Origin of the sequence: Janthinobacterium sp. BJB304, assembly GCF_002735765.1 — a bacterium.
Classification (GTDB): Bacteria; Pseudomonadota; Gammaproteobacteria; order Burkholderiales; family Burkholderiaceae_D; genus Janthinobacterium.
Genome location: NZ_PDZN01000007.1, coordinates 206896 through 229131, shown reverse-complemented (window position 1 = coordinate 229131; position 22236 = coordinate 206896). Strand labels below are relative to the sequence as shown.

Annotated in this window: 15 protein-coding genes, 4 pseudogenes and 1 other annotated feature; of the genes and pseudogenes, 3 read left to right on the top strand and 16 right to left on the bottom strand. The window is 57.2% G+C overall.

Features of this window, described 5'->3' with window-relative positions:
• Nucleotides 1–16 precede the first annotated feature (16 nt).
• From CSQ95_RS10910 to CSQ95_RS10865, 10 genes are all read right to left on the bottom strand, one after another.
• Nucleotides 17–1369, bottom strand: a complete 1353-nt coding sequence (locus tag CSQ95_RS10910) for a TrbI/VirB10 family protein (RefSeq protein ID WP_099409510.1) — start codon at nt 1367–1369, stop codon at nt 17–19.
• A complete protein-coding gene (locus tag CSQ95_RS10905; RefSeq protein WP_099409509.1) occupies nt 1366–1857 on the bottom strand; it encodes a conjugal transfer protein TrbH in 492 nt (163 codons plus the stop codon). The genes CSQ95_RS10910 and CSQ95_RS10905 overlap by 4 nt, the downstream gene beginning before the upstream one ends.
• Before the next feature lies 1 nt (nt 1858).
• Entirely contained in the window at nt 1859–2758 is a 900-nt protein-coding gene (trbG, locus tag CSQ95_RS10900; RefSeq protein WP_099409508.1) for a P-type conjugative transfer protein TrbG, read from the bottom strand.
• Between the two features lie 11 nt (nt 2759–2769).
• Nucleotides 2770–3534, bottom strand: coding sequence for a VirB8/TrbF family protein (locus CSQ95_RS10895; RefSeq protein WP_092800425.1), 765 nt, complete (start codon nt 3532–3534; stop codon nt 2770–2772).
• Nucleotides 3531–6068 carry a VirB4 family type IV secretion/conjugal transfer ATPase gene (locus CSQ95_RS10890; protein ID WP_099409507.1) on the bottom strand — a complete coding sequence of 846 codons (2538 nt, stop codon included), beginning with the start codon at nt 6066–6068 and terminating at the stop codon, nt 3531–3533. The genes CSQ95_RS10895 and CSQ95_RS10890 overlap by 4 nt, the downstream gene beginning before the upstream one ends.
• Nucleotides 6065–6376 carry a conjugal transfer protein TrbD gene (locus CSQ95_RS10885; RefSeq protein ID WP_092605191.1) on the bottom strand — a complete coding sequence of 104 codons (312 nt, stop codon included), beginning with the start codon at nt 6374–6376 and terminating at the stop codon, nt 6065–6067. Before CSQ95_RS10885 ends, CSQ95_RS10890 begins: the two co-directional genes overlap by 4 nt.
• 2 nt (nt 6377–6378) lie before the next feature.
• Nucleotides 6379–6774: a conjugal transfer system pilin TrbC gene (trbC, locus tag CSQ95_RS10880; RefSeq protein ID WP_099409555.1), complete on the bottom strand. Its 396-nt coding sequence runs from the start codon at nt 6772–6774 to the stop codon at nt 6379–6381.
• 43 nt (nt 6775–6817) lie between these two features.
• Nucleotides 6818–7777, bottom strand: coding sequence for a P-type conjugative transfer ATPase TrbB (gene trbB, locus CSQ95_RS10875; RefSeq protein ID WP_099409506.1), 960 nt, complete (start codon nt 7775–7777; stop codon nt 6818–6820).
• 198 nt (nt 7778–7975) lie between these two features.
• The gene (locus tag CSQ95_RS10870) at nt 7976–8353 is read right to left on the bottom strand and encodes a transcriptional regulator (protein WP_092800440.1); all 378 of its coding nucleotides are present in this window, start codon (nt 8351–8353) and stop codon (nt 7976–7978) included.
• A gap of 319 nt (nt 8354–8672) precedes the next feature.
• Nucleotides 8673–9794: a hypothetical protein gene (locus tag CSQ95_RS10865; RefSeq protein ID WP_099409505.1), complete on the bottom strand. Its 1122-nt coding sequence runs from the start codon at nt 9792–9794 to the stop codon at nt 8673–8675.
• A 166-nt stretch (nt 9795–9960) separates the two neighbouring features.
• Between CSQ95_RS10865 and CSQ95_RS10860 the strand changes: the two are divergent.
• Nucleotides 9961–10662 (top strand): annotated as a pseudogene (locus tag CSQ95_RS10860) (IS5 family transposase); the annotation flags it as partial.
• Nucleotides 10663–10705: 43 nt separating this feature from the next.
• Here CSQ95_RS10860 and CSQ95_RS10855 read toward each other — a convergent pair.
• A pseudogene (locus CSQ95_RS10855) lies at nt 10706–11735 on the bottom strand (IS3 family transposase); the annotation flags it as partial.
• Nucleotides 11528–11643: a sequence feature (AL1L pseudoknot), on the bottom strand. (Overlaps the previous pseudogene by 116 nt.)
• Before the next feature lie 211 nt (nt 11736–11946).
• Here CSQ95_RS10855 and CSQ95_RS10850 point away from each other — a divergent pair.
• Entirely contained in the window at nt 11947–13215 is a 1269-nt protein-coding gene (locus tag CSQ95_RS10850; protein ID WP_257218019.1) for a DNA adenine methylase, read from the top strand.
• A gap of 53 nt (nt 13216–13268) precedes the next feature.
• Here the strand turns inward: CSQ95_RS10850 and CSQ95_RS30035 are convergent.
• From CSQ95_RS30035 to CSQ95_RS10820, 5 genes and pseudogenes are all read right to left on the bottom strand, one after another.
• A pseudogene (locus CSQ95_RS30035) lies at nt 13269–13936 on the bottom strand (transposase); the annotation flags it as partial.
• A gap of 198 nt (nt 13937–14134) precedes the next feature.
• Nucleotides 14135–17182 carry an AAA family ATPase gene (locus tag CSQ95_RS10835; protein ID WP_180279023.1) on the bottom strand — a complete coding sequence of 1016 codons (3048 nt, stop codon included), beginning with the start codon at nt 17180–17182 and terminating at the stop codon, nt 14135–14137.
• Nucleotides 17179–17742, bottom strand: a complete 564-nt coding sequence (locus CSQ95_RS10830) for an ABC-three component system middle component 1 (RefSeq protein WP_099409502.1) — start codon at nt 17740–17742, stop codon at nt 17179–17181. The genes CSQ95_RS10835 and CSQ95_RS10830 overlap by 4 nt, the downstream gene beginning before the upstream one ends.
• Nucleotides 17735–19483, bottom strand: coding sequence for an ABC-three component system protein (locus tag CSQ95_RS10825; protein WP_099409501.1), 1749 nt, complete (start codon nt 19481–19483; stop codon nt 17735–17737). The genes CSQ95_RS10830 and CSQ95_RS10825 overlap by 8 nt, the downstream gene beginning before the upstream one ends.
• Entirely contained in the window at nt 19480–20931 is a 1452-nt protein-coding gene (locus CSQ95_RS10820; protein ID WP_099409500.1) for a metallophosphoesterase, read from the bottom strand. The genes CSQ95_RS10825 and CSQ95_RS10820 overlap by 4 nt, the downstream gene beginning before the upstream one ends.
• 243 nt (nt 20932–21174) lie before the next feature.
• Here CSQ95_RS10820 and CSQ95_RS10815 point away from each other — a divergent pair.
• Nucleotides 21175–22152, top strand: a pseudogene (locus CSQ95_RS10815) (IS5 family transposase).
• The last annotated feature ends 84 nt before the right edge of the window (nt 22153–22236 follow it).

The window sequence follows — 22236 nt, the reverse complement described above, 5'->3', positions numbered from 1 at the left end:
TTGCTGCTCCTTGCCGTCAGTAGTCGAATGCCTTGTAGGGGCGGGAAAAGGTCAGGTCCTTGGTGACGATCACGTTGAAGCGGTAGCCGGGCCGGATCTCCAGCGTCGGCGCGATATTCATGTTCCGGGCGATCAGCTGTGCCGTCACCTGTCCAAGCTGCTGCCCCAGCGCCTCGCTCATGGCGCTGCTGGCGCTCTGGCGCGTGCCCAGGCTGAGCGTTTGCGGCTGGCTCATGGCGATGCCCGCCGTGATGCCCGACATCAGGAAGGCCGAGGAAAACAGGCGGAAGTAATGGTTGTTGACCTGGTCGCGGAAGCCCGCATAGCCGGCGCTGTCCGCGCCGGGCATGCTGCCGATGTCCATGGCCTTGCCATCGGGGAAGACGATGCGCTGCCAGGCGACCAGCACGCGCGACTGTCCGTAGGCGATGTCGCTGGAGTACTGGCCCACCAGGCGCGAACCCTGCGGGATCAGCCGCCATTTGCCCGTCGCGGTGTCGAACACGTCCTGGCTGACCTGGGCGACGATCTGGCCCGGCAGGTCGGAATTGACGCCGGAAATGAGGACGGCCGGGACGATGAAGCCGGCGCGCAGTTCATACGGCGAGCGGGGCGCTTCCGCACGGGAATCGAGACGCCAGCGGTCGCCCTGGCCTTGGACGTCGAACTGGCGGTAGTCCTTGCCGCCCGCCGCCGGTTCGGCTGGCGGCACGGGCCTGGTCGCGGTGTCTCCCAAGCTTGCCGCCTGCAGCTGCTGCAGCCGGGCCAGGTAGGCTGCGGCAGGGTTGTCGCGGCCCTGCGCATCGGCCTGCTGCTGCAGCGCCGCCATCTGCGTCAGGGCTTCCTCGCGGCTGAGCGGGACGCCGCCAGGCGCGGAGCCGGCGCTGCGCGGGGCAGCGGCCTGCACCGTGGTGCGCGAGCGGACCGCTTCGTCGAGCTGGCGCAGCTTGTCCATGCGGCTGCGTTCGCGTTCTTCCATGCCGCGCTGCTCTTCCAGCGGCAGCGCGCCGCCGGGCGGCCTCGGCGGAGCTTCGAGGTCGTCGGGGCGCGCCACGATGATGGCGCCGGGCGGGGGGATTTCTGGCATTGGCGGGGCCGCTGCCTTTGCTGGCGCGACGAAACCGTCCTTTTCGCTGCCCGCGATCTCGCTGGCGAACATGCTGGTGCTGCCTGCCTTGGCTTCCAGCTGGTCAGCCGGGCGGTTTTGCTGGGCCGAGCGGTCCCAGGCTACCAGGGCCATCACCAGCAGGAAGACGCCCATGGCGCCGCCAACCAGGTAGACGGGCAGGTTGTTGACCCTCCTCACACCGCTTTTCCTGCGGACGCTGCCGGGCGAGGCCTCCGGCGACATGTCTTCATCGGCGCTCATTCCGCTGTCTCCCTGCGTATCCACGCGCTGGCCGGGCGCGCCAGGCCGCCTTGCAGCAGATAGGCGCGCGTCAGCGATTCGCCGCCCGCATACAGGGTCAGGCGGACCAGGTCCGGCTCGGCAGCCATGTCCAGCACGTAGCGCAGCGCGGTGGCGCCGGCTGCCGGTGGCAGCGGCGGTGCGGCGGGCGGCGTCTGGCTGCTGAATTCCCCGATGGCGTAGCCCTGCGACCGCAGCCGCTCCAGCAATTCCATGCCGAAGCCGTCCTGTGCCGCATGCTGCAGCGCAAAGCGCGTGCGTGCAGGCGGATAGCTGGCGATGAGCCGCGCGGCAGCATCGGCGGCGATGCCGTTTTCCTGCGCTGGCACCGGCGCGGCCAGCAGGTTGCCGTAGACGGACGCGTCAGCCATGCGGTTTGCCGCGCAGCCAGCAAGGCAGGCCAGCAGGAGGTACGTAAAAATCAGGCGTGCAAGCATCAGGGCGCGCATGCTATTTCTCCCGCGTGATGGTGATCTTGTCCTGCGTGCGGCCGGCGCCGGCTATCAGGATGGCCTTGTCGAAGACCGTATCGACGATGTAGCGGTCGCCCTGCAGGCGGTAGTTCACCATGGCCGTTTCATCTTCGCTGAACAGGCCGCCGTCCCTGCGTACTACCAGCAGGGTGGGTGCTTCCGTCTGCGCCATCGCCTGCGGTATCTGGATGATGGTCTTGCTGCCGTTGTTGTACACGCGGACGGGTTTCCAGGGGGCGGACCCCGTCACGGCATAGGCGAAACTGAGGTCGCCCAGGTATTCGCCGGTCTGCGCGATGGTGCGTTCCTGCTTTTCCCTGCTATCGCGGGTCTTGATGGCGTCCCATTTGGCGGCCGCATCTTCGACATAGGTGAAGGCGATGCGCGGCATGAACTCGCTGCGGTGTGAGCGCAGGCGGAAGTGGTAGGTGCGCCTGCTGGTGGTGACGATCAGCGAGGTTTCCAGCCCCACGTCGAGTGGCTTGATGATGAGGTGCTGGACTTCGGCGGGGCCGCTGCCCGTGATGGCCGGTTCCACGGTCCAGCGTGCCGTGTCGCCGAGGTGGATGGAATTGACCTGTTCGCCCGCCTGCAACTCGATATCGCATACCTGCAGCACGGCGCACACGATGCCGGGCTGCTGCGCGCCAAACAGGAAGCGGATTGCGCCGTCTTCCCCCGGCACGGGCTGCATGCCCGTCCCGCTGCCGGTGCGCCAGCGCTGCGCGATGGCGATCGCGTCTTTTTCCTGCCTGGTCAGTACCAGGTCTTTGCCCGAGAAATAGCTGTCGGCGACGCTCTTGCCGTCTGGCGCGGCCTGGGCCGCAGCCTGGACGGCGGCGAGTGCCAGCATCAGCACAATGGGGATGGGTTGCATGGCTGGCCTCCTCAGAGCTGTTTTGCCCAAGAAAAATCGCGGACATAGATGCCCAGCGGGTTGTTGCGCAGTTGTTCTTCCGTGGTCTGGGGCGTGGCGGCCACGGTGTACACGGTGAGCAGCGCGCGCATGCGGAATGGCGGCGCCTTCAATACGCCCTGGCGGTCGCGCACCGTTTCCGTCCAGTCCACCTGCCAGGTATCGGCCGTCTGCGGCAAGGCGGAGATGATCTCTGTGCTGACGGTTTCCCTGGCGGCCCGCTTGAGCGGGCTGCTTTCATCGGTGCCGTTCAGCCATTCGTTGGCCTTGGCCGTCGCCGGGTCATTGGCCGCCAGCATCGAATACAGCCGGTAGACGGCCTTGCGCTGCAGCGCGATGTCCGGCGTGACCAGGCGCGCGTCGCCCACGAACGACGCGACGGCGGCGCGCACCACGCGCTGGTCTGCTGCCGCTGCCTGCTGCGCCGGTGCTACCGCCACCGGCTGACCCAGCTTGTCGACCTCGACCACATAGGGCACGAAGCGGGACTGGCTGGCGACATGGACCATGCCGCCGACAGCAGCGAGGGCGACCAGCAGCGACAGCACGGCCAGCAGCTGCCAGGCCTGGCGCGAGGACGCGGCCTGGGCTGCGTGGTCGTTCCAGGTGCGCCGCGCGGAAAGGTAGGGATTGTCGCTTTCGCCGCTGCGCCGCCCGCCGTCAAGGAATCCGTCCTGTGCAGGCGCCTTGCGGCTTCCGGCCGTGCGCAGCGATCTGAATATGCGGGCAAGGTTCATGCTGCGCCTCCATAGTCGTTGAGGTTCAGTCCCCGGCTGGCCAGCCATGCGCCGGTCCACGCAGCGCCGTGCCTGGCCTCCAGCGCCTTGACAGCCGCCACCGACTCCTTGTCCGTGGCACCGACGAAGGCCATGGCCAGCGGCCCGAGCGCCAGGTCGTACAAGCGGCGCCCGTGCTCGGAGACATAGTAGTACTGGCGCTTCGGGATGGCCGTGGCGAGGATGTCGATTTGGCGCGCGTTCAGGCCCATGCGGCGGTACAGCGCCGCCGTGTCTTCGTCGCGCGCATACACGTTGGGCAGGAAAATCTTGGTGGCCGTCGATTCCACCATGACGTCGAGGATGCCCGAGCTGGCCGCGTCGGACAGGCTTTGCGTGGCCATCAGCACCAGGCAATTGGCCTTGGCCAGCACTTTCAGCCAGACGCGGATGCGGGAGCGGAAGGCGGGGTGGCCCAGTGCGAGCCATGCCTCGTCGAGGATGATGGCGGCGGGCTGGCCCTGCAGGCTGCGCTCGATGCGGCGGAACAGGTACAGCAGGGTGGGGAGCGCATATTTTTCACCCATGCCCATCAGTTCCTCGATCTCGAAGACGGTAAAGTCGGACAGCGACAGGCCATCGTCCTCGGCGTCGAGCAGGTGACCCATGCTGCCGTCGACCGTGTACGGACGTATCGCCTGGCGCACGGCTTCATCCTGGATCGTCAGCGCGAATTCGGACATGGTCTTTGCGCCGCTGGCATGCATGCTCATGATGGCGTTGCCGATTTCATTGCGCTGGGCAGGCGAGGTGTCGACATTGTTCAGGGCCAGGATCGTGTCGATCCAATCCATGGCCCAAGCGCGGTCGCTGCGCGTGGCGAGGAACTGCAGCGGACAGAAGGCGAGGCTGTCGCCGTCGCCCGCCACCGTAAAGTGGCTGCCGCCCATGGCTTTGGCCAGCGGATACATGGCCATGCCCTTGTCGAACACATACACCGACATGCCCTGGTAGCGGCGCAGTTGCGTGGCGATCAGGCCTAGATGCGCCGATTTCCCGCTGCGCGTGGGACCGAACATCAGCGCGTGGCCCAGGTCGCGCACATGCAGGTTCAGGCGGAATGGCGTGTCGCCGTGCGTCACGCAGTGCATCAGGGCGGGCGCCAGCGGCGGATACAGGGGGCAGGGCGCCTTGTCCAGTCCTGTCCAGATGGTGCTCGTGGGGAGCAGGTCGGCCAGGTTCATGGTGTTGATCAGCGGGCGTCGCACGTTTTCCACGCCGTGCCCGGGCAGGCTGCCCAAGTAGGCATCCATGGTGTTGACCGATTCCACCCGCGCCGCGAAGCCGGTGCGGTTGATGGCTTTTTCGACCTGGCGCGCGGCGGCGTCAAGCCTGTCCCGGTCCTCGTCCATCAGGATCACCACGCTGGTGTAGTAGCCCTGTGCCACCAGGCCGCTGTTGACCTCTGCGATGGCCGCCTCCGCATCGGCCACCATCGACAGCGCATCCTGGTCCACGGGGCCGGTGCTGGTGTTGAATACCTGGTCGAAGAAGCCGCGTATCTTCTGCCGCCACTTCTTGCGGAACTTGTCGAGGTGCCTGACCGCTTCGTGGGCGTCCATGAAGACGAAGCGCGAAGACCAGCGGTACTCGCATGCCAGTTCGCCCAGCGCGGTGAGGATGCCGGGCGTGGACTCCTGCGGAAAGCCCTCGATGGCGACCGCCTGGATGAATTTGCGGCCGATGCGGGGAACGACGCCGCCGAACAGTTCCTGGCCACCGATGACGGCATCCAGGTACATGGGATTGCGGGGAAGGATGACCGGATGGTTAAGGCCCGTGACGCAGAACTGCAGCCAGCGCAGCAACGCGTCGTGCGTGGTGCTGCCGCCATCTTCTCCAACCACCTGTACGCCGCGCAGGCGCTCGAGCGCCACGGCCGACGACAGGCGCGATTCGATGCTGGCGCACTCGCGGCTGAAGAAATCGATCAGGCCCTGCGTGCGCGCCCTGTGGCCGGGCGTGGCCGCTTCGTCGTCGAACATCAGTTCGACAAACCTGCTCTGTGCCAGCAGCGGCGGAAGATAGGTGGCGCTGAGGACGAAGTAGCCTTCATACATGGTGCCCATGCTTTCGAACAGGCGGCGGCGCTCTTCATCGATGGCGGCGGAAACCGGGTCCGGGAAGTGGGACAGGCCCGCTGGCGCATAGCCGGGCGCGGGCCGCCGCACCGCGTCGACGTGGATCATCCAGCCGCTGCCCAGCCCCGACAGGGCCTGGTTGATGCGGAAGGAGACCAGTTCGCGCTGTTCTTCCGTGCTGCTGGCGTTGTCCCCGCCACGGTAGATCCAGGCCGCCATGAAGGCGCCGTTCTTGCCGACGATGATGCCATCGTCGACCATGGCGGCATAGTTCAGCAGGTCGGCCAGCCCTGCATCGCGCGAGCGGTGCTTTTTTAGGCGCATGCCGGCGCCAGCCGAGCGGATGCGCGCGTACAGGATGGACAGCATCAGGCAGCCGCACGCCGCCATGGCGATGGAAATCGTCTCGGTCATTTGTACTGCCTCCCCTGGCTGCCCGTATTGACGCGGAATGGCGTGCTGCGCGCGGCATAGTAGCGCCGGTAGCGGCGGTGGCGCAGGTATACCTGGCGCAGCCGGGGATCGTGCGCCGCCATCAGGCGGCAGGCGAACAGGGCGCCCGTCCACAGCAGCAGCCCCACCACCGATGCCCGCAGCTCCTGCGCGCTGAAAATGAGCGCGAAGGCCAGGAGGCCGGAAAACATGACGAGTTCCCGGTCCCCGCCCATGAACAGGTTATGCCGGTTGCCTGCCCGGCGGATGGGGATGGCACGCAGGGCCATGGCTATGCCATCCGCGTGCCGGTGCACAGAACGGCATGGCGGATGCCGCCACACAGCATGTCGCCTGCCGCAGCGATTTCTGCGCCGCGCCCGAAGAAGGTGCTCATCACGTTTTGCGCACCCACCAGCAGCGCCATCACCAGCACGATGAAGATCAGGGTACGGAAGAAGCCATTCAGGTCGCCGCCGAAAATGAGCACGCCGCCGGCGATAACGATGCCGATGATGGACAGTGCAAAGGCCACGGGGCCGGTGACGGAGTTGCGCAGGTTTTCCAGCCAGCTTTCATAGGGCAGCGAGCCGCCGGTGCCGGCAGCGGCATGGGCCTGGTGCGGCAAGGACAGGAACAGCAGGATAATGACGGCAGCGCACAGCCAGACCTGCGCCTTGGCGTGCATGGGGCCCGGCGGGCCAGGCAGGTATGTAAGCATCGGGAGCTCCTCAGAGTAGGTGGGTGAGATAGCGGCCGTCCGCGTAGCCGGAAACCTCGAGGATTTCCTGCACGCGGCGGCCAGCGGGGGTACGGGCGATATGCACGACCATGTGGACCACCTCGCCGATGAGTGGCTCAATGTCGGCCGGGGCCGATGCGTTGCGGGTAATGAGGGACTTGAGGCGCACCAGGCCAGCCGCCGGATTGTTCGCATGCAGGGTGGCGGCACCGCCCTCGTGGCCCGTATTCCAGGCGTCGAGCAGGTCCAGCGCCTCGGGGCCGCGCACCTCGCCGACCAGGATACGGTCGGGACGCATGCGCAGGGCGGCTTTCAGCAGGGCTGTCATGGAGACGTCGAAGGAGGTGTGGTACTGCACGAAGTTCTCGGCAGCGCACTGGATTTCTCCCGTGTCTTCGATGATGAAGACGCGTTCGCCGGGATCGCAGGCCACCATTTCGTTGATGATGGCGTTGACCAGTGTGGTCTTGCCGGAGCCGGTGCCGCCCGTGACGAGGATGTTACGGTGGCCAGCCACCGCCTGCCGCAGGATGCTGCAGTGGTGTGCTGTCATGGTGCCGGCAGCGGCATACTCGTCCAGCGTGTAGATTGCCACGGCCTTCTTGCGGATGGCAAAGGTGGGCGAGGGGACGACGGGGGGCAGCTGGCCGGCGAAGCGGGAGCCATCGAGCGGCAGTTCGCCTTCCAGCAGGGGCTTGCCGCGCGTGACTTCCTTGCCATGGTAGCCCGCCACGGTCTTCACGATGGCCTCGGCCTGCGCCGCGCGCAGGGTGCCGATGCACTGCATCCGTTCGCCGAGCCGCTCCTGCCACAGCCTGCCATCTGCATTGAGCATGACTTCCACCGTGCGCGGATCGTTCAGCGCGGCCATCAGGAGGGGACCCATGTCGCGTTCCAGCTTGCGCCGGGCCCGGTCCTTCAGCGTGGAAAAGTCTTCGGTTTCAGCCATGATCGGTATACCCCTGTTGCATTTATGCCATGCCGCATATGCAAAGGATATATCGTAAAAAATCGGCTGAATTAGACCTAGCGCAAACCCTATCGGCAAATTTCTTGATGAGTTCGGTGTTTAGTGCGCGTATTGCTTGACTATTTCACGCAGGATATGGATTTCCGGCGCATTTTGCGCCTTGGGCGCTACCTGGCATCAGCCGTCTTCCGGTTTGGCGCCAGTGATATGCTTGCGGTTCGCATCATTCCACTGGCGCACCTGGAACGCCTGGTATTCCGTGAGCACGGCTGCCACGCGCACATAGCCGGGAGGCAGGCTGCTCGGCGCCTTGCCGCCAGCGAGCATGTCCAGCGATTCCTGGTCCAGGTCGGTAATTTCTAGCAGGGCAGGAAGCGCGACGTCGAGCGCCCTGGCGATCGACTCCATGATCTTGAGCGAAGGATTGGCCTTGCCGTTAGTCAGGTCGGACAGGAACGACACCGACATGCCCGCACGGTCGGACAGTTCGTTCTTGGAGATGCCCAGTTCGTCGAGCACGCGCAGGACGTTGGTGAAAAAGATTTGGTTGTACACAGATAGTCCGAGCCTCACGGGGATTTGGTAAAATGTATCTTAGTTCGCTGGCGTCGGGTAGCCCCTTCGGAATGTGGTTGAGTAACATCTTCACCTAGGCACTTAGGCACTTAGGTGCCATTTCTGAAAAGGGGGGAGGCATCCATTCCATTACCTCAGTGCTCGTAGTGCATTGTCCTCACGACGGCACGCCCTTTGGTTGTTAAATTAAATGAAGATGAATTCTTGGCATGGTGACACCTTACAGTAAAAGGTGCTGCACTTGGTTTTAGAGGCGGGCCTTCCTGTCATATCAATTAGACTCTTGGGTTGCTCAGCGCTATTTTCTGCTTAAGAATTCGTACTCGATCGGAATGCTAAAGTTCTCCCTAAGCAATTTCAAGTACAGCTCGCCTTCTGCGGTCATCTTCGCGGGCCCAACTATAATTAGTTTGTCAGCAGTGTCTGTTTTCCCCTGCCAGTAAGCGTATTCGAGCAACTGCGGGAGGGCTTGACGGATGCACGCCTTGATGGTGCGAGCTGTCTTGATCTCATAAAACCAGCAGAATTTCATAGTTCTCACGACCAGATCAATAGTAGTACCCGCACCAGTCGGCACTTCGGTCCCTACACACTCTTTGCCAAACTTTCCTGAGAGAGACTCAAAAAGCATGTTCTGCATCTTGTTATGAAGTAAATCCGCCGTCGTTCCTAGCTTGCTAGGTTTGACCCCCACCTTACCGGTTTTCTTCGGATTATGGCCACTTTTAAAGACGAATTCATGAGAAACGGGCGTGTCGCTTGCATTTTCGAAGAACGAAAGGTCAACCTCGGCTGTAGCGCGAATATCGCCAGTAGTTAACCAGTTTGCGAATTGCTCAGCGGTAATTGAAAAAACATGGTGGAACTCAAACGCCAACATTTCATCAACTGGGGACCCAACGCTATCCCAAGCCGCCGCCTTTAGCTTTAACACCAACAATTCGATGGCAAGTTCGTGTAGCCCAGGAATGTGAAACAGCTTGGTGAGGTCATACCGAACATGATTCTCTGAATGAGCTGTCGTGTATCCAAGTTCCTCTAACGTGTGAGCAAAATTTGTGAATGCCTTACCACCTAAGTGCTGATCTCGAACGATTGTGCCGGAAAACGCAACAGTCTCATCAGTACTGCGGATCATCGCGTTAATGAGTTGATAATGGCTAAAAATGATTCCGATGAGCACCAAGGCCGAAACAGTTTCGCTACCGCGCGCTCGCGCCTTATCCCAAAGGCCCGGCACCACTTGACCGCGCGCTGACAAATTTTTCTTTGCCTGCGCAAGTTCAATATTGACACCATCGACTGATCCCCACACATGATCAAGAACTTGAGTCGAATCGAAATCTTCAAAGAGTATAGCTAGCTTGTGTGCGCCGTGCTTGGTCAGTGATACACGAAGTAGAGTGAGGTTGGTCGGCATTATTTTCCTGAAAGAAAGGGCTCGCCGGAAATATAGCATTTTATTTGCACAGATAGTTACGAGGGGCGGTTCAACCTAGGGAGCCACTGATTTATTCACCGGGCACAGTTCCGTGCTGCGAGCTGACCAGAGACAATAACGCTACCCTTAACGCCCGCGATCCATCATGCAAAAGTGCTTCTCCGACTTCGGATACGCTGCAAAGAAGAAACTGACGCGGCGCGACCGCTTCTTGGCCGAGATCGACAACGTGACGCAGTGGGGGCAAACTAAACAAACTGATCGAGCCGCTCTATCCGAAGGTCGATGGTGCCGTCCGGCTACCAATCGGATTGGCGCGCATGCTGCGCATGTACGCGGCCCTGCAATGCTTCGGCTTGTCTGACGAAGGCGTTGAAGACGCTATCTATGACAGTCAGTCCATTCGCGCCATTGTCGGCATCGATCTGAGCCGCGAGTCAGCGCCGGACGCAACTACTTTGCTGAAGATCGCCTCCTGCTGGAAGCCAACGGGCTGACGCGCCAGATTTTCGACACAACCAACGGGCACTTGTCCGAGAAGCGGCTGATGATGCGTGAAGGTAACCATCGTCGACGCCACGCTGATCGCCGCACCGCCGCCGACGAAGTACAAGGACGGTAAGCGCGATCCTGACATGGACCAGTCGAAAAAAGGCAATGACCGGCACTTCGTCATGAAGGCCGATGTTGGCGTCGATGCATCTTCCGGTCTGGTGCTAACGTCACCGGCACCGCTGGCAACATTGCCGAGGTTACGCAAGCGCATGCGCTGCTGCATGGTGACGAGACCGACGTGTTCAGCGACGCCGGCTATCAGGGTGTGGGAAAGCGGCCGGAGAACATTGAATCGGCCCGGAAATTTCGGAGGCCGTTTCGTGTGAGTCAGGTGATATAGCTTGCTCGGAAAGTTGTCGGTAATAGTTTGCTGCAGCTTCGGCCGGCGGTATATAGCCAAGTGGTTCGACTAAGCGTCGATGATTGAACCATGTGGCCCATTCGAGGGGCGCCAGGTCGACGGCCTCGCGCGTCTTCCATGGAGCGCGGCGATGTATCAGCGTCGCTTTGTACAGGTCGTTATTGGTCTCGGCCAGCGCGTTGTGGTAGCTGTCGCCCTGACTGCCAACAAAGGGCTCAAACCCGGCTTCGGCCAGGCGCTCGCTGTAGCGAATGGAAACGTATTGCGAGCCTCTGTCACTGTGATGAATCAAGACGTCGTCACGTTCGGGTTGGCAGGCGTACAGCGCCTGTTCCAAGGTATCCAAGACGAAGTCGGTGCGCATCGAACTGCTGACACGCCAGGCAACGATGCGTCGTGCAAAGACATCAATCACAAAAGCCACATAGACAAGGCCTTGCCAGATCGAGACGTAGGTGAAATCGGAGACCCAGAGTTGATTGGGTCGCTGTGCCTTGAACTGGCGATGGACCCGATCCAGACTGCAACGTACGGCCGCATTGGGGACGGTGGTCTTCACGACCTTACCCCGCATCACGCCGCGCAAGCCAGCGCGGCGCATCAAACGTTCGACGGAGCAGTGGGCGATCTCGATGCATTCGCGGCACAGCTAGAGCTAGACTTTCTCCGCGCCATAAACCTGCATATTGGCTTGCCAGACGCGTTCAATTTGACCAGCCAACACCTCACCGCTCTTTGCGCGCACACAGCGCAAAGCTGGATTGCGCCGCTGCACGGCGTAACGCCAATAGCCGGACGGGGAGATCTGCAAGAATTTGCAAATCGACGCGACCTCTTACGCTGGCGGTGCTGGTCGATGAACGTACCCACGATTTGAAGCGGCGGTTGAGCTCCGCTTGGGCGAAAAACGCGCTGGCCAGGCGAAGGATTTCGTTCGTCTTGCGTAGCTCCTTGACTTCGCGCTCCAGCGCTTTGAGGTGCTCATTTTCGGCTGTGGTGGTGCCTCACGCCCTTGATATGGAGAGACCCTTCTGGAATTGAATCCGGTTGACTGGCGTGATGGCTCTCCCGTTGATTCTATCAAACAAGTTGTACAGCGGGCAGCGATCATAGTTCTGATCTTAGAGCATAATCAGGTTGATTTATGGCTTCGATTGTTAACGGATTCCGTGTACTGTAGAATGGTCGTTTTTGTTGTGCAATTTGAAGGTAAAGATGTCTGTTTTTGTCAACAATCATGTGGTCTCAGCATGCGACGATGGAGAGCGTGTTACCACCAATACGATGACGCGCATGCCCCGAAATTATCCTCAGGTTATCAAGTACATGGGGTCGAAGGCGGCCATACTGCCATTTATTGCCTCTGAGCTTTCTAAGGTACATGCTGCTGGACGTCCTCTTGTCGACCTGTTCGCTGGCGCTTGCGCTATTTCTGGTGGGTTTGGGCACGTTAGCAAGATCATTTCGAACGACATTCAGGAGTATTCGGCTGTTGTCGCCAGTACGTATCTGAAGCGGGCCAATCGGATCGGAAGATTTGACATTGTTGCGTTGGCGGCTGATATCGCTAACGCTAATCTTAGTGCATTGCCCGATGACGTACGCTATCCCGCAGAAAGCACACTCGCCGAGTTCAATGCTATCGAACAGCGGAATCGTGAGCTTTTGCACAAGGAATTCGCTTACTCGCATCATTTATTTACTCGTGTCTATTCGGGCACTTGGTGGAGCGCAGCTCAGTGTGTATGGATCGACGCGATTCGCGAAGTGCTGGACGATCTAAAAGACAAAGGACAAATTGACAAAGCCGATTTTGACTTCGGCCTCACTTGTCTCATGCATGCGATGGCATACACCAGTCAAGGAACAGGACACTATGCCCAATATCGTGATGCCAAGACCGAAGCGGGTATGGCCGACATCAATAAGTATCGATGCGCGTCTGTGCCTAGAATTTTTCAGAAAAAATTCGATTCGTTGCTGAGCTGGAATTTGGCGAACGTTGTAGATCTTGACCATCAGCTCGTGGCGATGGACTACAGGGAGTGTTTGGCAGGCCTATCACCATCTGTAGTGTACGCCGATCCTCCTTATGCCTTTGTCCATTACAGCCGCTTCTACCATGCCATGGAAACGGTAGTGAAGTATGATTACCCAGAAATTCAACATATCAAAAGCGAGATCGTGAAAGGGCGCTATCGAGTTGACCGACATCAGTCACCGTTTTGTATTGGTACGCAAGTGAAGGGCGCGTTCGTTGACCTGTTTCTCGGAGTAAAAGATTCTGGCAGTGACCTGCTGTTGTCTTACTCGAATACAGGAATGTTGGGTATCGATAATTTGAAAGCGCTCGCTCTGGAATCTCTCGGCTCTGAATACGATGTTTGGTTTGACCACATGGAACATACCCACATGACCATGGGACGGCGCGACGATAGATCGCGGCAAGTTCGTGAATCGCTGATTGTTGCAAAAAAACGGTAGCACTGCGCCGAACTTTTCTGCGTGTGCGGTCCCTACCAAATGCAGCCATCGAGTGGTAACAGCAAACTGTTCGCTTTCATCACGCGATAAAACCGTTTGTGATTGATTGCTGGCAGGCCCATCAAGGCGCGCGTGCGGTTGACCAGAGCGCCAGCCCGGCGATAGCCATAGGTCGGCAGCGCTGTAATCTCGGCGCGCACGGCGTCGACCAGGATGGCGTCGGCAGGCTGGTGGAACGTCTGAGTGGTGCGCCCGTCGATCCAGTCCGCGGGGCGAACCAGCAGCTGGATGACGTGTGAGCGCGCTACGCCAAGGGCAGAGCAGACCGGCTTCACTGGTCGTCCTTGCCCGACAAGGGCGAGCGCGCAATCCACTTTTTTTCGCGAGCGAACTCGACTGCCTCCTTCAGGATTTCCGCCTCCATCGTTTTCTTGCCGAGCATGCGCTGCAACTGGGCTATCTGTGCGCGCGCAGCGGCCAGTTCGCTCGCCGGTACCACCGATTCGCCAGCAGTGACCGCCGTTAGCGCGCCTTCCCGTTCGAGCTTGCGCCAGTTGAATAGCTGGCTTGCACCGACGCCGTGCTTGCGCGCCACCAGCGATACGTTCATGCCTGGCTCGTAAGTCTCGCGTACCAAGGCTGCTTTTTCCTCCGCAGACCAGCGCCTGCGGCGCTCCTGATTCACCGTCACCACCTCGATTGTTTGCTTGTTCCTAGTCATATGCACAGTCCTATTCCTAGCCGTAAGAATAACGCATAGGCTCTGTCTGGTGAATCAGGGGGCTATTTCAACAATCCGCTCGTCATGGTTTACGAACGACCAGCTTCAGATTCAGTTTACGCATGTCGCGCAGTGTGATTCTATAAATGCTTTCTAGTCATGTTGATCTACAAAAGAATACTTTTTGGCTCTCGTGTTCTAAGCGCTTTGCACAAGCGCAGTGCCATCTTCCGTACGTCCGTAGAGATGAAGGTAGCTAGTAGTGATGCCTGCGTTACGGCATTTGCGAAGGAAATAGCCAGCTTGTTCCATATCGTGTGTTGATACGATGATTTGATAGCCTTGGGACCTGATGAGATTGCGCACGACGTCGATAAATGCTGCTGCATGGATGCTATCGTTATGATGTAACGGGTCGTCCATCAATAGGCCTTTCCATCTGCTCCATGGGTAGGTGGCAGAGGCGCCGAACAGTAGGCAGAGACTCGTCGCAGCAAGTTGTCCTTCGCTCATATATAGCAGCGGATTCTTTGGCGCGCCTTTCCTCTCGGGTTGGAAACTCAGGAGCGCTTGAGCGGTGGTCGCGCTGGCAATGGCGCTCAAATTCACTTGATGGCTGCGATCAGACATGAGAGCTGCGCAAAACTTTTCGGTGTTGGCGTTGAGCGGGTCACTGACTGTATTGCGGATGTCCGTAGCTTTTTGCTTCAACTGACTCATCAAATGGGTGCGCTTCTGCCGCACAGTCGACAGCATATCCTGCCGCTTCTTCACTCCTGCCAGTTGGGTGGTTAGCTGCCCAATCACGCTGTCTATGTCCTTAGCCTGATGCTGGTCACATTCGGCCTTCAGTGTTGTCTCAAGTTGTTGAAGTTCCGCATTTGCTAGGTAACGACGGTACCCTTCCAGTAGAATGCTATGTTCTTGGGAAATACGCAGTAGACGTACGCTCCTAATTTCGTGTGACTCGTCGATACGACGTACGGCCTCAGGAAGCGGGGTGTTTTCATAACCCTGTCTGGTCCAACGCTCTGCCAGATCCTTTTCGACCTGATTAAACGAAGTAATTTGGGTGTCTATTCCATCTAGGCGCTCTAGCTTCTCGGCCAAGCGGACTTTTAACGAAGCCTCGTTGGCTTCCGCTGCATCGAGCTTTGCTTGAGACTCTAGGACATTCTGAGAAGAATGCTGCAACGTAGAGTCGATTTCCGACACCATAACTTGTAGCTGCTCGGCAGTCCTTCCCGAATTTGGCCAACTGCGAAGTTGCTCCAGTTCACGCTCCAGGTTCACCAAAACGGGGGCAAGTTTGTCTCGTTCGGAAATTGTCTCTTGCTGTAAATCGCTAAGTCGTTGGATTTCCGTCCGAACCGCTATTGCATCAGGATTCGAAGATATGGCTGAGACTAAGTCCTTAGTCTCTTTTTCATTTTGATCTCTTGCAGCTGTTAGTGTCGGCAGGAACGCGCGAATCTCCAGACCGGAAAGTATGGGCGCTCCCCTCAATGTATTCTCTAGCTGATCAGCGGAGAGAACAAGTGTAGTAAGCTCTTCGTGCCTCTTTTGAAGTCTAGCTAGGCTGGCGTTCAAATCAAAGATCTTCTGCTGAGTTGCGTTGATTTTTTCAGCTTGCCTTGATATTTTTTCTTCGATATTGACTAACCGCTCATCTGAATCATTCGCTTGCTGCGTAGCGAGTTCTTTTAATTGTCCCGTAAGCGCGAACGTAGTTTGGCAGACTGGGCAAATGCAATCTTCTTCACGCAGGGCTGCCGCAATCTGCGCTACACCTGCAGCAATGGCGTTGCTAACCGCGATCGCAGTCTCTTTCTGAAGCTTAAAATTATTTTCGTCAGCCTGAAGATGAGTTAGGATTTGGCGTTGCTCGTCCAGGGAAGCCCTATTCGTAGCCTCAGATGCGGGAAGTGATATGAGTTCGAGACGCGCAGCGCTACGCAGCACATCCTCCCTAAGCAGCCCCTCAGACTGAACAAAGAGAGCTTTGAGAGCTGCACTTCGTTCGAGGAGTTGCGCATGCTGACTGCGGCGGAGCTCAAGTGTTTCTAGGATTGCTTTATTGGTCGTAACAAATTCTGCGTATTCACTGTGTTTTGCCGTTAGATCGTTTGAATGGCGGATCGATGCTTGCAACCTCTCCGTCAACGTTAAGATTTGGCGATTTCGATCAACCTCGGCGATTAGTGCATCGCGAGCGTTTTGTTGGGTTGTATTCCGGTCGACGAGCGATTGATGGTCACTTGCAGTCAAGGTGATTTGGATTGAGGCCGCTGTCGCTGTTGCTTCCGCAGCGCCGTACTCATGAGCCGCTATCGCTCGCTCTTGGCGCAGCGATGTCTGTTTCGTCACCGAGTCGGAATAGTTCTGCGCTAGGCTGGTCCACTGTATCAATTGCGTGCGTTCATTTGCCAACTGCTGTTCGGCAGCCTCCATGTTTATGCGCTGACTTTGCAAGATACCATCAATGTCTATGGCCTCTGAGTCCGGACTATCTTGGGTTGTCGCTGTAGTTCGCAGTTCGATAGCTAGTTCGGCGTTAACGCGCTCGCAACGCGATTGCACCTCGTCAGGCGCCAAGATTTCATCCGCTCTTTCCAAGCCACGTTTGACGCGCAGTTGTTCTTGCATGTCTTGGATACGCTTGATGTCTTCTTGTAACTTCGCTTCATCCCGTAAGAAATTTTCCTTAACTCGCTCGAACCCCAAGTCGGTTTGTTTTCGACCTAATGTACCCTCGACTTTCCAAAGCGACTGCAGTCCTGCGGGACCTTCTAATAGCGCCCAGCGCTGCTTGCCGTCGAGATGGACAAACATTTGACGGGATGACTGTCCCAAGAAATGTGTTAGTTGTAAACAGTCCGCGATGCTACTCACTCCGCGCCATTTTTCTGCGGTGAGCCATTGGTTCACATTCGCGGCAGAGGTATTGCTGATTATTGCCTTGGTTTGGCTACGATAAATATGCGCTGCATCGTTGAACCACAACTCGACCTCTGGCTTTTTGCCTAATGCAGCCTTTTTTTCGGGCGCTTTCGCATCCATGCTATCCAGACGGCGTAGCTCGCCCGTGAGCCCCCATTCGATCGCATCGAACAGTGTGCTCTTACCGAGTCCATTTGGTCCTACTATAACCGTTAGTCCTGGACCAGCGGGGAAGGTCACCTCTCTCTCACTATTGTAAGAACGAAAGCCCTTCAACTTTAATTTTTCAAGATAGACGTTGGTCACGATGGTTCGTCCATTTCTATGCTCAATAGTTTGAGAACAAGATCCTCTCCCTGGAGGTCGTCATCAAGAAGAACTTCTTGCCATCCTGTCGGCATCGAGACTTGTTTCGTAAGCAGTTGCAACGCATCTGCACGCGTCTCGTCATCATCTGCTACAGTCCATGGGCGTGCTAGAAATGTTGTGCCAATAAAGGCGTCGAAATTTTCGCCTTCTTCATCCGGAAGCCAGACATGTTTGCGAGCCAATCTGTCATCACGCTCAATCTCTGCTGCTAGAGTGTTCCAATCAGAACTGTCTGCACTTCCGTATGGCGCCGCCAGCATGACGTATAGATCGCTTGCAGGAACTGCTTTCAGTGACTTTCTCATTTCTAAGACGTTATTCAGTATCTTATCTACCTCATCTAGTATTTCTTGTCGGTTGCACTCAGCAGGGAGTTTGCTAGTCCAGACAGCGTGGAAGTCCAGCCAAATCGTTGGGGCATTTTTGTCCTGAACGACTGTGTTGCAACCTGCTGCTTTCGCGGCATTCACTATCAAATTTTCGAATGATTCAAACATCTAGTGGCTCCGTTCTGCTTGGTACCTTGAGTGCGGCCAAGCGCGATTTTCGAACTGTTTCTTGTTTAAAGTAGAATTCGCTAACTCGCTGAGCTCCGCCCGCGAGAGCGTCTAGAAATTCGTCTTCTGCAGTCAACGCAATTGGGAGTATCTGAGCGAATGCATGGTCTTCGGTTCCGTCAGCGCGCGTTATTGGCGTGGATCTCTCGTATAGTTGGAGCAAGGATGTCGGTAGGTACGGTAAGAACACGACGTCTGATTTCCATTCAACGGACTTGGCAAATCGCCGCAGGTCTTGTTGGTCGCGTTTCGAAATACCGCATGCATGGCCTGAGAGTTCTGCCACGTTCAGATTTCCGATATCCCGCGCCTGTGGGGTAGTGGGTATGCCTGCAGCATCTAGTGCCAGTCCAAATAGAGTGGCGCGAAGAAGTTCTTGACGGATGCTCGTGCAAAATCCAATGCTCACAAAATTTGATTCAGTGACAAGCGCGTTGGCATTAACGTCGAAAACTCTGCTCAGAAAGTGCTGCAGTAAAGCAGCATCGGTTCGAAGCAAGGGTTCCCATTTCCCCCATCGGGTCCACATCTCGCTTTTAAGATTGGCCTCGATTTTTTCACCAATCTCAGTCGCTTTGTCATTCTTGAGGCAGTCGTATAGTTCATCGCTAAGCCACTCCAATATTTTTTTATCGAGCGCCTTGTGTATCAAGCTAGCTAATTCGGCCTTGTCAAATTCTTTCCAGGTGGCGGGGCAACTATCCTCTTCGGAGCTGGTGTCGAACTGAATGGGGGTGTCGGGTTGTCGATGGACGCTTTCCAATTTTTTCAATCCACGTGCCCAGGCATCTCCGTCAGGAATTCGAAGAGATCTCAAGTTGGCATAAGCGCTTAATCGAAGCAATGCATCGTCAGCTGGTCCAAGCTCGCGCAACTTAGACGTAATCGACATTCGCAATTGCCCCTGTTTCATTGGGTTGATATCCCATAACTGGCTGACCTCGGAAGGAGTGAGTGAGCCGGACCATTGGATGCGTCCGGACTCAGTTACTCGTAGAAGAATGCGGGGAGAGCGCATATCCACGTGAGGAGAGCGTTCTAGTGCGGCCTGGACTTGTGGAAAGCATTTGGCGATTTCGAAAATCGGGACGGCATGTAAGGTATTCCCATTTTGGGAGTCCTCTATAAGTAACCCAATTGCACTTTCGGAATCATCAGCTGTCTTTCTTGCGACGACCCCGCCTGACGCTCCTTGCAAGCCACTTGTTTGTTGTCCGCCGGAAGTACTTATCGTCGTGCTGTCTGAGCGCATTGAAACAGTCTTGAGATTCAGTGTCCCTTTAGTCCCGTTGTAAGGGTGGGCTGGATCTGTGACTGTACAGAAGACGCTTATGCCCTCTGGTGACGCGGATGCTGAGGCTGCAGGGTGTCCGTGGAGTGCTAGTTCATCATTTAGAGCCACAGCGCTACGCGACAGGCTTATTACGAGGGCATCAAAGTTAGCAAGACTTGTTTTCAATCTAAGTAAAGCGACGTCAATCCGTTCCACAGTCGCGACGATATCCACTTCCACGTGAATGGAGTGGCCATGGAACGCAAGAAATAGTTCATCACGAGCTACCCCATCATCACTTTGAACACAGTGAAGAGCAGTTAAAGCATATTCCCCGCAGATCAGCCATGCAGAGCCTTGGTGAGTGGTGCCAGCCATTAAGCGGGCGACTTTGCGTGCCAACATCATTTAGACATCGAGTATTGTTTGAGTTCTGCGCTCACGACGTGATCGTCATCAAGCGTGATGTCCGCATAAGATAGGCGGCGTACAAGGTATTTTTCTAGCCGGCTCGCTTTAAGGTCGTCTAAGAAATTCCGGAAATCGGCACCAGCAGTTGCGCCAGGCTCGAGTAAACTCAATGGAATCTGCATTGTGTCGGTCCAAGTCCCTGTGTTTATGTAGATGGCGGAACGCTTGTCTAGAGCGATGATCTCCCGCTTAGGTAAATGGGTGTGGCCAAAAACTACGCAGCTGAATTTTCCCTCAATAGCGAGTTCTTCTGCAGCGTTGCGATACGGTGAAACCTCTCGTGACTCATCGCGTGAGAGCTTGCCTCGCCATGCATTCAACCCCAAGCGAAGGAGTTCGTCACGTGCGCCAGCAGTTTGATCCGAGAAGAGGCTAGATTTCCCGTCGATGTAACTCTTGATGTTTGTGCTGAGCTCTCGCAGTTTGTTCAAAGAGTCTGCGGCACTGAGCTCTCCACCACATGTAGCTTGCACAGAGAACTTCGCAGCTGCCTGAGCGCCGATCAACTGTTGCAGAGCCGCCGCAAGCGTCGGCATAGCAACCTGATTCTGCGCCGACAGTTGAGCAGCCTTGGATGGTTCTGCCGCAGTAACATATTTGTTAGTGGTTTTGAAGCCTGCTCGCAAAGTAGCTTGCAGTGCGTGCTGAAGGCTTGGGTGCAGTGCCAGCAAGATAGGAAGTACCGCCTCACTCTCGGGCTTCAGGAGGTCTACAAATCGGTATTTTCGCTTGATCTCGTTGATCACCTTTATCACCATGAATGAGCCTGGTGGTGGGGTGAACTCATCCGACCTACGCTGTTGCATGCGTTTTCCCAAGCCTCGAGAAAGCATGGAACGCTCTTGGCGTAAGGCGCTGTGGTCGATTATGTTCCAATTGTCGTAGCGGTTGCCGTGTTCGATAAGCAGATCGCCCATCACGTACGCTTCTCCATCGTAAATGAACCTAAAACGCCCAGTTCCGCCTAGTTGGCGTTCAAGATAACGTCGGACTGCCGGTAAAGATAATTCGACGTCGTGATTCCCCAGCAGTAACGTCAAGTTTTGGCCTGCTTGTAGCAAGGAAGCCATAGCTTCAAAGGGCCCGTAGTCACTGTTGTTTTTAGTTCTGTCAATGATGAGTTTGAGTTTTTCAAGAGCGAGCGCCTCGTCTGACGTCCATGGCGACGCCGCGTTTCCATCTCCGTAGTCATCCTCCATCAAGAAGTCGACGATATCTCCATTGATGACCAACTCGACAGAGCTTGGCCCCTTCGCCTGGTCACGGGCCCAGTCAATAAAACTGGTTAGCTCGGGATAAGCGTGGCAAATCTGCGACCCCATTGGGCCTGAGTCGGTATGAGGGCGCCCACCAAGATGCAAGTCTGAAATGACGAATAGTCGCATTTTGCAAGTTGTAGTTAGTAAATTTTCATCCTAACACTTTTCTTGTCTATTGGGAAAGTGGCTAGATCATCTTCGTCTCCATCTTAGTCGTATAGTTTGGTCAAGGCTTCCGTGTAGCGCTTCCCACTCATGACTTCTCCTTTGCCTAAATTATGGCTCAGGAGTGTCTACAATGGTCGTGGCGATTCACTGCTGCGATCCGACCTGAGACAATAACTGTATCGCCACCGTCCGCCATCGACCATGCAAAAGAGCTTCTTCGACCTTGAATATGCTGCCAAGAAGAAACTGACGCGGCGCGACCGGTTTCTGGGCGAGATCGATAGCGTGACGCCTTGGGGTAAGTTGCATAAAGCCGTGGAGTCGTTCTATCCGAAGGCCGAGGGGGCCGGCCGTCCGCTAATCGGACTGGCGCGCACGCTGCGCATGTACGTGGCCCAGCAATGCTTCGTTTTGTCGGACGAAGGTATCGAAGACGCGACCTACGACAGCTAGTCCATTCGTGCTTTCGTCGGCATCGACTTGGGCCGCTAATCGGCGCCGGACGCGACGACTTTGCTGAAGTTCCGCCACCTGCTTGAGGCCAACGGGCTGACGCGCCAGATCTTCGACACGATCAACGGGCACTTGACCGAGAAAGGCTTGATGATGCGCGAAGGCACATCGTCGATGCCAGGCTGATCGCCGCGCTACCGTCAACCAAGAACAAGGATGGCAATCGTGATCCGGACATGCATCAGTCGAAGAAAGGCAACGACTGGCACTTTGGCGTGAAGGCCCCTGTCGGCGTCGATGCCGCTTCTGGCCTGGTGGATACGATCATCGGCACGGCCGGCAACTTCGCCGATGTAACCCAGGCGCACGCGTTGCTGCACGGCGACGAGACCGCCGCGCTCGGCGACGCCAGCTATCAGGGCGTGACAAAACGCTCCGAAAACATCGGCAAATCGGTGACATGGCGCGTGGCCATGAACTGTTCCAAACGTAAGGCGCTGCCTAATACTGGGGCGCCTGATGGAAAAGCTGGAGCATCTGAAGGCCAGCGTTCGTGCGAAAGTTGAGCATCCGTTTCATGTCGTCAAGAACCTGTTCGGTCATCGTAAAACGCGCTATCGCGGCTTGGTCAAGAATACTGCACAGCTTTCTACCTTGTTCGCCTTTGCCAACCTGATACTGGCCGGAAGGCATTTTACGGTCACTGAATCCCGTAATCCATCTTGACTGCAGAAAGACGCGCAGCATCGCGTCAAATTGAACGAAAAACGGGCTTGAATGGCGTGCCTGTGACCACTCAACGCGCCAACC

What these genes read in the sequence shown, in the direction of transcription:
- CSQ95_RS10910 (WP_099409510.1), bottom strand. Translation starts at nt 1,369, where the DNA reads ATGAGCGCCGATGAAGACATGTCGCCGGAGGCCTCGCCCGGCAGCGTC.
- CSQ95_RS10905 (WP_099409509.1), bottom strand. Translation starts at nt 1,857, where the DNA reads ATGCGCGCCCTGATGCTTGCACGCCTGATTTTTACGTACCTCCTGCTG.
- trbG (WP_099409508.1), bottom strand. Translation starts at nt 2,758, where the DNA reads ATGCAACCCATCCCCATTGTGCTGATGCTGGCACTCGCCGCCGTCCAG.
- CSQ95_RS10895 (WP_092800425.1), bottom strand. Translation starts at nt 3,534, where the DNA reads ATGAACCTTGCCCGCATATTCAGATCGCTGCGCACGGCCGGAAGCCGC.
- CSQ95_RS10890 (WP_099409507.1), bottom strand. Translation starts at nt 6,068, where the DNA reads ATGACCGAGACGATTTCCATCGCCATGGCGGCGTGCGGCTGCCTGATG.
- CSQ95_RS10885 (WP_092605191.1), bottom strand. Translation starts at nt 6,376, where the DNA reads ATGGCCCTGCGTGCCATCCCCATCCGCCGGGCAGGCAACCGGCATAAC.
- trbC (WP_099409555.1), bottom strand. Translation starts at nt 6,774, where the DNA reads ATGCACGCCAAGGCGCAGGTCTGGCTGTGCGCTGCCGTCATTATCCTG.
- trbB (WP_099409506.1), bottom strand. Translation starts at nt 7,777, where the DNA reads ATGGCTGAAACCGAAGACTTTTCCACGCTGAAGGACCGGGCCCGGCGC.
- CSQ95_RS10865 (WP_099409505.1), bottom strand. Translation starts at nt 9,794, where the DNA reads ATGCCGACCAACCTCACTCTACTTCGTGTATCACTGACCAAGCACGGC.
- CSQ95_RS10850 (WP_257218019.1), top strand. Translation starts at nt 11,947, where the DNA reads ATGTCTGTTTTTGTCAACAATCATGTGGTCTCAGCATGCGACGATGGA.
- CSQ95_RS10830 (WP_099409502.1), bottom strand. Translation starts at nt 17,742, where the DNA reads ATGTTTGAATCATTCGAAAATTTGATAGTGAATGCCGCGAAAGCAGCA.
- CSQ95_RS10825 (WP_099409501.1), bottom strand. Translation starts at nt 19,483, where the DNA reads ATGATGTTGGCACGCAAAGTCGCCCGCTTAATGGCTGGCACCACTCAC.
- CSQ95_RS10820 (WP_099409500.1), bottom strand. Translation starts at nt 20,931, where the DNA reads ATGCGACTATTCGTCATTTCAGACTTGCATCTTGGTGGGCGCCCTCAT.